Raw genomic sequence first — 9,013 nt, forward strand, 5'->3', positions numbered from 1 at the left:
TTCGTTTCCCTTTTTGGTGCCTATATTGGTTCAACCAGGCAGTCCGAGGACGGCCTTGGACAGGATGTTGCGCTGGATCTCGTTCGATCCGCCGTAGATCGTTCCCGGCCGGGCTTTGTAGAAACTCGACAGGACGTCCACGCCAACGTTGCCGACCTGTAGCGGACCGATCGTTCCGCCATCGGGACCCGCAGCCTCGATCATCAGTTCGGTGATGCGCTGAAAACACTCGGTCACCCAGATCTTGAGCATCGAGACATCGGCGCCCAGCGTCTCGCCGCGCTTGAGCTGGTCGGCAAAGCGCGCGTAAAGCGCGGCATGGTCCTCGACGTCAAGCGCGGCCTGCGCGAAACGGTCGCGAAACACAGGATCGTCGAACGCGCCGCGCCCGCGGGCAAAGCTTTCCAGCTGTCCCAGAGCGTTCTGCGCCAGACTTGGCGAGCCGATGAAGATGCGCTCGAAGCTCAAGAGCGCCTTTGCCATCGTCCAGCCCTTGTTCAGCTCGCCGACAAGGTTTTCCCGAGGCGTGCGGGCGTTGTCGAAAAACACCTCGCAAAATTCGGTCTCACCCGAAAGAGTGGTGATCGTGCGCACCTCGACACCGGACTGATCCATCGGTGCAAGAAGGAAACTGATGCCCTGCTGTTTCTTCGGCGCATCGGGATCGGTGCGCACCAGCATGAAGATGTGCGTGGCATCATGCGCCATCGTCGTCCAGATCTTCTGGCCGTTGATGACGAAGTCGTCGCCGTCAATTTCCGCGCGTGTGCGCAGATTGGCAAGATCAGACCCGGCGCCCGGCTCGGAATAGCCCTGGCACCAGATGTCTTCGCAGCTCAGGATACGCGGCAGCCAATAGTCTTTCTGTTCCTGGGTGCCGAACTTGATGATCAGCGGGCCGACCATCTGCACGCCCATGTCGCGCCCGCGGTTCACGCCCCAGCGTTGCTGTTCTTCGTAGAAGATCAGCAATTTCGCCGCATTCAACCCCATGCCGCCGTATTCCGCGGGCCAGGCCGGAGCGACCCAGCCTTTCGCGTGCAGCTTGCGGTGCCAGTGCGCGATCTCGGCGAATTTCGGGCGGTGCGGCAGGTTGCGCAGCTCTTCGGGATATTCCGCTTCGAAGAACCCGCGCACCTCTTTGCGGAAATCCGCATCGCTCATTGCGTTCCAGTCGGTCATCATGCGGCTCCCTCCGCTTCGCGCGCCATGAACCAAAGTCGCCTGTGATAGGCGTCGTCGCCCAGCCAAGCGGACAGAACCAGCGCTCGGTTCAGATAAAGCCCGATGTCGAACTCGTCGGTATAACCGACGGCCCCGTGCAGCTGGATGGCGTCGCGCGTGATCTTCTTGGCGGCGGTGACCGCGCGAGCCTTGGCCCGGCTGGCAAGCCGCGCCCGGACTTTTGGATCGGCTTCGCCATCCATCAGCCCCAGAGCTTCGCGCACGCCGGACTGTGCGACCTCGCACATCACGTTCAGATCGACGGCACGGTGCTGGATGACCTGGAACGACCCGATAGGCTTGTCGAACTGCTCGCGGGTCTTGATATACTCCAGCGTGATCTCGAAGGCGCGCGCGCTCAGGCCGACAAGTTCCGCGGCGGCAAGCGCCGTTGTATCGCTGACCGCGTCGGCGAGCGCATCCTGAACCGTGTCGCCGCTGGCCAGTTGCTCGGCCGGGGTGCCCGAGAACGAAAGCTCTCCCATGGCGCTGCCATCGGCCTGCCTGCGCGCGTCAACGGACAGCCCGTCCGCACCGGCCTGTGCCAGCACAAGAACCGGGCCGGCATCCCCCTGGGCCACCACCAGGAAACCCTGCGCGCTGGACGCGCCAACAACCCAGGCCTTGCCGCCGGTCAGTTTTCCGTCGGCGTAACGACAGCTTGCCTCGGCGGGGCCGCCGTTCGGTCCGCGCTCTTGCCAGGCGACGGCCAGAACGGTTTCGCCGCCGACAAGCTGTTCCATTTTGGCGTGATCCGGGCAGAGCCGGCGAAGAAGGCCAAGGCTCAGTCCGACTGTCACCACCACCGGTTCCGGGGCGATCACCCGGCCGACCTCCTCGGCGATGACGCCCCCGGCAGCCAGACCCATGCCAAGCCCGCCGTTTTCCTCTGGCACGGTCACGCCGAAAACGCCGGCCTCGGCCAGTTCGTGGATCATGTCCGCGTCCCAGCCGCCACCGGAATCACGCAGTTTTCTGGATCTTCCGCTACCGCCCGCGCGCTCAAACAAGGTGCGCGCGCTTTCGCGCAGCAAGCGAAGGTCTTCCTGGTCGCTGGTAGGCAATTCAGTCTGTGTCATGTTGTTTTCGCTGGATCATAACGGGGGTGTCGGTTGTAAAAACGACCTCGCCCTGGGGGTTTTTGGCGCTGAGCGTATAGTGCAAAACGCCTCTGTCGGGCTTGCTTTTCGACGGTGTGACCGTGTTGACCTTCAATTCGATATCGAGGGTTTCGTTCGGGCGCACGGGCCGCAGCCAACGCAGATTGTCAAAGCCCATGCCGCCGATATTGGCGGTTTCGACCATCATTTCCGTCATGACCGGCTTGAACACTTCAAGCATCGTCTGAAAGCCCGACGCGATCAGGCTGCCGTGTATGCCGGTGGCATAGTCCTCGTCGGTGTGCAGCCTTTGCGGGTCCCATTCCTGGGCGAATGCCTTGATAGAGTCCGAGCTCATCGGGTCGCTGCGGAAGCGAAAAACCTGGCCCGGCGCGAAATCGTCCAGATACTTCAAGACGCGCCCTCCTTGGAGAACCCGGCATCGTACCCGCTCGAATCTTTCGAAATTCGCACGCGGTTGAACTCTTCCAGTTTCGGGTAGGTTTCCCGGAAGGCCGCGAGGAACTCCGTGATCGGCGCATCGACATAGAGCCCGCGGTCATTCACATATTCCATGTGCCGCTGGTTCTGTTCGTCGAACTCGTGGAAGAGAGCGTCGTGATGCCCGTCAAAGACCAGCGGCTTGACCCCGAATCTTTCACACAGCTCCATGTTGAACGCGGGCGTGACCTTGTAGGCCTCGCCGTCGAGCCACAACTGGACGTAGCCGTGATAGATGAACAGGTCGCTGTCCATCAGCTCTTGCAGCTTGGGCGTATTCAGGTGGTTGCGCACATCCGCAAACCCCAGCGCGGCAGGGATACCGACAGCCCGCAGACAGGCCGCGAGAAGGATTGCCTTGGGCACGCAAAACGCCGCTTCTGCCCCGGCAATCCGGCCGGCCCGATACGACTCTTCGTCCAGCGCGAAGCAATAAGGATCGTAACGGATATCGTCACGAACCGCTTCGAACAGACGAATCGCCTTGTCACGGCTGGATGCATCCGCAGGAAGATCACGCAACGCCCTGGTCACGAAACCCTGCACTTCAGGGTTGTCGCTTTCGACAAAATGCGACGGCATGACATAGCGATCTGCTTCTGCCGACAGGTCATCTTTCGACTGAGTCATTGTATCCCTGTGTCCCCCCCGTTTTCTAACGATTGTTAGAATAAGGGCTAAAAATCTGCCCGTCAACGGGTTTCATTCTGTCTTTCGCGGATCCACGCCAAAGCGGGCATTGTCCTCTCCGAGAGTCGCCGCGCGTCCGACCGACCCCGCGCCAGTGCGAAACTGGGGCGCGATCGGCAGCGGCAGGGCTGGCACCTCCCGACCGGAAATGTCCAACTTTCGCTCGAACACACCCCGCGCGGTGAAATGCGGATCGGCTGCGGATTCGGCGGGTGTTTTCACCACCGAACAGCAACAATCCGCCGCCATCAGCAGCGGCCCCCAATGCGTTGACGGCTGGCGCCCCAGACGGCGCGCGACCTCTGCGGCACAGGCAACGGGATCGACCCAGTCGTCGCGAAGATCCTGCGGCTGACCAATGACATCACAGAAGGCCTGCCAGAATTTCTCTTCCAGCGCGCCGACCGCGATCTGCCGGCCATCCGCAGCCGAATAAAGCCGATAGCGCGCAAGGCGACCGGTCAGACGGCTGTCGGCGCTGGCAATTTCCTGCCCGGCGATCACGCCTTCCGCATGCGCCCAATAGGCAAAGGCAAATGCGCCCTCGGACATGGCGATATCGAGATGAACCCCCTGTCCGGTCTTTTGCCGCGCCATCAGGGCAAGCAGAATATTGACGACCGCCGGATAGGTGCCGCCCCCGATATCGGCCATCAGCCCGAACGGCATCGTCGGCCGGTCATCCGGCCCGCGGCTCAACGACAGAACCCCCGCATCGCCCACATAGTTGAGATCATGCCCCGCCGCCGTGGCCTTTGGCCCGGTCTGCCCGTAGCCGGTGATCGAACAATAGACGATTTGCGGATTGATCGCGCGCACCGCCTCGTATCCCAGCCCGAGCCGCTCCATCACGCCGGGGCGGAACTGCTCGACCAGAACATCGGCCTTTTCAAGCAAGGGACGCAGCGCATCGAGCGCGTCGTTCGATTTCAAATCGATGGCCACAGATCGCTTGCCGTGGTTCAGCACGGCAAACCCGATGCTTTCACCGTCGATCTTGGGATCCGTATGGCGCGCGTCCTCGCCTGTTACGGGTCGTTCGAACTTGACCACCTCGGCCCCGGCCTCGGACAGCATGAGCGTTGCCATCGGGCCGGGAAGAAGGGTGCTGAAATCCAGCACCAGTATGTCCTTGAGCGGTTGGGTCATCGCCGTTACCTCATGCGAAGCGCGCGGCGCCGTTGTTCAACACCAGGACATCGCGTGCCGGGATCGACGCGCGGAACCGGGCCTCGCCGCCCTCTTCCCAGATTTCGAACCGTACCGTTTCGCCGGGATAGACCGGCGCGGAGAACCGCACGTCCAGCCCGACAAGCCGGGCGGAGTCGTAATCCAGCACCGACTTGAGGATCGCGCGGGCAGCCAGACCATAGGTCGCCAGACCGTGCAGGATCGGCCGGTCGAATCCGACCGAGCGCGCAACATCGGGGTCGGCATGAAGCGGGTTCATGTCGCCGCTGAGCCGGTAGATCAGCGCCTGGCGCGGAAGCGTTTCGATATCACATATGTGATCGGGATCCCGGTCCGGCAGCCTCGCCGGCTTCGGGCCCGGCCGGTTCTCGCCGCCGAAACCGCCATCGCCCCGGCAAAAGGCCGACATCGCGACCCGCGCCAGCTTGTCACCGGTGTCTGCGTCGATGATGTCACGGCTTTGATAGATGACCGCGCCCTTGCCCTCGCCCTTGTCCGAGATGAAGTCGATCTTGCTGCGGCCGATGATATTGGCGTTCACGGGCAGCGGCTTGTAGATATCCAGCCACTGTTCGCCGTGCAGCACTTTCTGCCAGTTCACGCCGGTCCTGGGGTTGCGCAGCCAGAAGCCGGGATACCCCATGGTGACGGCCATCGAGGGAACAGCCTTCAGACCGTCCTCATAAACAAAGGCGAGTTCCTTCTTGTCGGTCGGATCCTCGCCGAACCCCAGCCCCAGCGCATACAGGATGGTATCCCGCTGGGTCAGAGTTTGCCGGATTTCTTCGAAATCCCAGTCTGAAAGAGCTTCGAAATCCAATGGCATGATCTTTCCTCCCTTGATCGCTGTCAGAGCGTGTTTTGTGACCCCAGAATTGCCGTGACCTGGCTGGACAGCACACCGCCGTTGCCATGCGCCAGCGCCAGATCGACATCGTTCAACTGAATGCCCGGCGCGTCGCCCCGAATCTGGCGCGCGGCCTCGATCACGGTGAAAATGCCATACATGCCGGGGTGTACACAGGACAAACCTCCGCCATTCGTATTTACCGGCAAGACGCCCTCGGGCGCGATACGCCCGCCTTCCACAAACGCCCCGCCCTCGCCCTTTGCACAGAAACCAAGGTCTTCGAGAAACAGAATGGTGTTGATGGTAAAGGCGTCATACAGCTCGACCGCCTGTATATCCCCCGGCGAAACCCCCGCCGCCGCAAAGGCGCGCTGGCCCGATGCGCGCGCCGCGGTCACCGTGAAATCCTTCATCTGCGAAATCTGCCTGTGCGAGCTTTCGGCCGCACTGCCCAGCACATAGACCGGTGGCTTGGGGAAATCCCGCGCACGGTCAGCCCGCACCATCACCACCGCGCCACCGCCATCGGTCACCAGACAGCAGTCACGCACCGTCAACGGATCCCCCACCATGCGCGCGCCCAACACGTCCTCGCGGGTCAGCGGGCCGCGCTCGAACGCTTCGGGGTTGTGCCGCGCCCAGGCCCGGGCAGAAACTGCCACGTCCGCCAGTTGTTCGCGGGTGGTGCCGTATTCGTGCATGTGCCGCGCCGCCGCCATCGCATAGGCAGAGATCGGATAGCGCGGGTTATACGGCGCTTCATAGGCCGGCGGGCGCGACGCCGTTACCAGCTTTCCCGACCCGGTGCGCTGGTTCGAGCCGTAAACGATCAGCGCGACATCACACAGGCCTGCGTCAAGCGCCATCGTCGCGGATGTCAGGTAGTTCACGAAGGATGACCCGCCCGACATGGTGCCGTCGATAAAGCGGGGCTGGATGCCCAGGTATTCGGCAGCCATCAGCGCCGGCATGCTGTCTTCCATCATGGTGCAGAACAGCCCGTCCACGTCCGACAGCTTCAGCCCGGCATCGCCCAGAGCCGCCAGCGCGGATTGCGCCATGACGTCATAGGCCGTCAGGCCGTGCGCCTCGCCGAAACCGGCGTGGCCGGTGCCCACAATCGCGGATTTTCCCCGAAGTTGATCGGTCATGCGTTATGCCTCCGCCGGCTTGAAAAACACGGCCGGGGCCCCGTCGGCCTCGCCCACAAAGGCGGTCACGTCCATGCCAATGACAACCTCGCCGGGGGCGATTCCGTCGACGCGGCTCATCATCCGAACGCCTTCCTCCAGCTCGACCATGCACACGTTGTAGTCGCCGCCGCGCTCGGGCTTCTGGCGCACGACGGTGGTGGTGTGGACCTTGCCCTTGCGGCTGGCGGGTTTCCACGAGATCGCGGTGCCATGGCAATGCGGGCACAGGACCCTGGGAAAGAAATGAAAGGCTCCGCAGTCATCGCACCTGGGAAGCACGATATCGTTCTTGGCGAGCGCGGTCCTGAAAATCTGGTCTGGCCCTGTGGTGTTCGACACTTGCGGTCTCCTTCCGATGACGGGGTGATCGGTTTTGCGGCAAAGCGCATTGATCCTAATTCTAACATATGTTAGATTTTGTCAAGCCCTTAGGATGATCCGCGAGAAACCCATGTCAGACACGAACCCAGCTCCTCTTTCCGGCAAACTTGTTGTTGCGCTCGAACAGGCCGTTGCTGCGCCTTTCTGCTCATCGCGGCTGGCCGACGCCGGAGCGCGCGTGATCAAGGTCGAGCGCAAGGGCGCCGGCGATTTCGCCCGCGCCTACGATACCGCCGCAAACGGCGAGAGTGCCTATTTCACCTGGCTGAACCGGGGCAAGGAATCCGTCGCGCTGGATATTAAGGCCGAAGACGACCGGGAGATCCTGTTGAAGATTCTGGAAAGCGCGGATGTGTTCATCCAGAATTTGCTGCCCGGCGCGCTGAAAAAGCTGGGGCTGGATTCCGCCTCCCTGCGGGAAAAATTTCCGCGCCTCGTGACCTGCGACATCACCGGATACGGCGAAGACGGCCCGATGCGAAACGCCAAGGCCTATGACCTTTTGGTGCAGTGTGAAAGTGGCCTCGCCTCGGTGACCGGCACGCCCGATGCGCCGGGCCGGGTTGGCGTTTCGGTCTGCGATATTGCCACCGGCATGACCGCCCATGCCGGGATCTGCGAAGCCTTGGTCGCGCGCGACCGCACCGGCACCGGCAGCGGCGTTTCGGTCGCGATGTTCGACGTGATGGCAGACTGGATGGCGGTTCCCCTTCTCTTTCACGACTACGCGGGCTTGCCCACACCCAGGACCGGACTTGGACATTCGGTCATATGCCCCTACGGCGCGTTTCGCTGCCGGGGCGGCGACCAGGTTGTCATATCGGTCCAGAACAGCCGCGAATGGGATCGGTTCTGCGCGCAAATTCTAGGAGACCCGGCGCTGGCCACCGACCCGCGCTTTCATGACAATTCCGCCAGAATTAACAACAAATCCGCGCTGGAAACGCTTATTGCAACCGCGTTCGGGGCGCATGACCGTGCCGAACTGCTGAACTTACTGGACGGTGCCGGAATTGCCTCGGCGGCGGTGAACGATGTGGCCGCGTTGTCAGATCACCCTCAACTTGACCGTTCGACCATCGAGACCCCTTCCGGACCGATCAGTGTCGCGATGCCTCCGATTCGGCGCAGCAACATTGAGACCGCTCTTGGCCTCTCTCCTGCGTTCGATGCGGATGGCGCTGCCATTCGCGCCGAGTTCGGCTTGCGGTCATAGATCTCGAAATCGACCCGGACGCCCGCAGCCGAACCATCGACCCGCGCATGGCGTGGTGGCACCGCTCGCCGTAACGCGAATGGCGCAGGAATGCGCTCGTGCCGATGAAAAAGGCCGACAGCCCGCATATTGTCCGATCTGCCAGCAGACCGAGCGTAAGCATCCGGCGTAGGCCGCGGTCATGTAGCGAGTTGGCGCTGCGATGTCTGCCGATTCCATGGCAGAAGGTCCGGCACCCGTGAAGCCGTTGTGTTGGGGAGCTTGTCGCGGACGTCGGCGCGCCAAGCTTGCGGGTCGATGTCGTTTATCCTGGCGGTGACGATCAGGGAATACATGAAGGCGGCACGGTCGCCTCCACGCTCGGAGCCGACGAAGAGCCAAGACTTGCGCCCCAAGGCGATGCCGCGCAGCGCGCGCTCGGTCGCGTTGTTTGTCAGGCGGACGCGCCCATCCTCAAGGAACAACGTGAAGGCGTTCCACCGGTCCGTCTTGAACATGTCGCTGATGGCCCTGGCGACGGGGTTGTGCTTCGACATGGTGCCCTGTTCGGCCCGCATCCAGTCGTGCAGGTCCTCGACCAGGGGGCGGACCAGCCGGTGCCGGGCGTCGAGCCGACTGGCGATGTCCAGACCGTTGATCTGGCGTTCGATGTCAAGGATGGCGTCGA

10 protein-coding genes are annotated in these 9,013 nt (G+C 62.5%); 1 reads left to right on the forward strand and 9 read right to left on the reverse strand.

Annotated elements, in window-relative coordinates:
- Nucleotides 1-30: 30 nt before the first annotated feature.
- From ATI53_RS08810 to ATI53_RS08845, 8 genes are read right to left on the reverse strand one after another with little or no spacing between them, the layout of a single operon-like run.
- Nucleotides 31-1,182, reverse strand: a complete 1,152-nt coding sequence (locus ATI53_RS08810) for an acyl-CoA dehydrogenase family protein (RefSeq protein WP_034452460.1) — start codon at nucleotides 1,180-1,182, stop codon at nucleotides 31-33.
- The gene (locus tag ATI53_RS08815; RefSeq protein ID WP_111550214.1) at nucleotides 1,182-2,303 is read right to left on the reverse strand and encodes an acyl-CoA dehydrogenase family protein; all 1,122 of its coding nucleotides are present in this window, start codon (nucleotides 2,301-2,303) and stop codon (nucleotides 1,182-1,184) included. Before ATI53_RS08815 ends, ATI53_RS08810 begins: the two co-directional genes overlap by 1 nt.
- The gene (locus ATI53_RS08820) at nucleotides 2,290-2,739 is read right to left on the reverse strand and encodes a MaoC family dehydratase (protein ID WP_009504560.1); all 450 of its coding nucleotides are present in this window, start codon (nucleotides 2,737-2,739) and stop codon (nucleotides 2,290-2,292) included. The genes ATI53_RS08815 and ATI53_RS08820 overlap by 14 nt, the downstream gene beginning before the upstream one ends.
- Nucleotides 2,736-3,521, reverse strand: coding sequence for a transglutaminase-like domain-containing protein (locus tag ATI53_RS08825; protein WP_240778577.1), 786 nt, complete (start codon nucleotides 3,519-3,521; stop codon nucleotides 2,736-2,738). Before ATI53_RS08825 ends, ATI53_RS08820 begins: the two co-directional genes overlap by 4 nt.
- 6 nt (nucleotides 3,522-3,527) lie before the next feature.
- A complete protein-coding gene (locus ATI53_RS08830) occupies nucleotides 3,528-4,664 on the reverse strand; it encodes a CaiB/BaiF CoA transferase family protein (RefSeq protein ID WP_111550215.1) in 1,137 nt (378 codons plus the stop codon).
- Nucleotides 4,665-4,674: 10 nt separating this feature from the next.
- Nucleotides 4,675-5,532: a MaoC/PaaZ C-terminal domain-containing protein gene (locus ATI53_RS08835; protein WP_240778578.1), complete on the reverse strand. Its 858-nt coding sequence runs from the start codon at nucleotides 5,530-5,532 to the stop codon at nucleotides 4,675-4,677.
- 23 nt (nucleotides 5,533-5,555) lie between these two features.
- A complete protein-coding gene (locus ATI53_RS08840; RefSeq protein WP_009504556.1) occupies nucleotides 5,556-6,707 on the reverse strand; it encodes a thiolase family protein in 1,152 nt (383 codons plus the stop codon).
- Between the two features lie 3 nt (nucleotides 6,708-6,710).
- Complete coding sequence (locus ATI53_RS08845) at nucleotides 6,711-7,088, reverse strand: Zn-ribbon domain-containing OB-fold protein (protein ID WP_009504555.1); 378 nt, start codon at nucleotides 7,086-7,088, stop codon at nucleotides 6,711-6,713.
- A 94-nt stretch (nucleotides 7,089-7,182) separates the two neighbouring features.
- On the opposite strand from ATI53_RS08845, the gene ATI53_RS08850 reads away from it, so the two are divergent.
- Complete coding sequence (locus ATI53_RS08850; RefSeq protein WP_111550216.1) at nucleotides 7,183-8,346, forward strand: CaiB/BaiF CoA transferase family protein; 1,164 nt, start codon at nucleotides 7,183-7,185, stop codon at nucleotides 8,344-8,346.
- A gap of 179 nt (nucleotides 8,347-8,525) precedes the next feature.
- Here ATI53_RS08850 and ATI53_RS08855 read toward each other — a convergent pair.
- Nucleotides 8,526-9,013, reverse strand: a 488-nt coding sequence (locus ATI53_RS08855) for an IS66 family transposase (protein WP_146609900.1), incomplete at its 5' end; no start/stop codon positions are given.

Origin of the sequence: Salipiger aestuarii (genome assembly GCF_003259905.1) — a bacterium.
GTDB classification, from domain to species: domain Bacteria; phylum Pseudomonadota; class Alphaproteobacteria; order Rhodobacterales; family Rhodobacteraceae; genus Salipiger; species Salipiger aestuarii.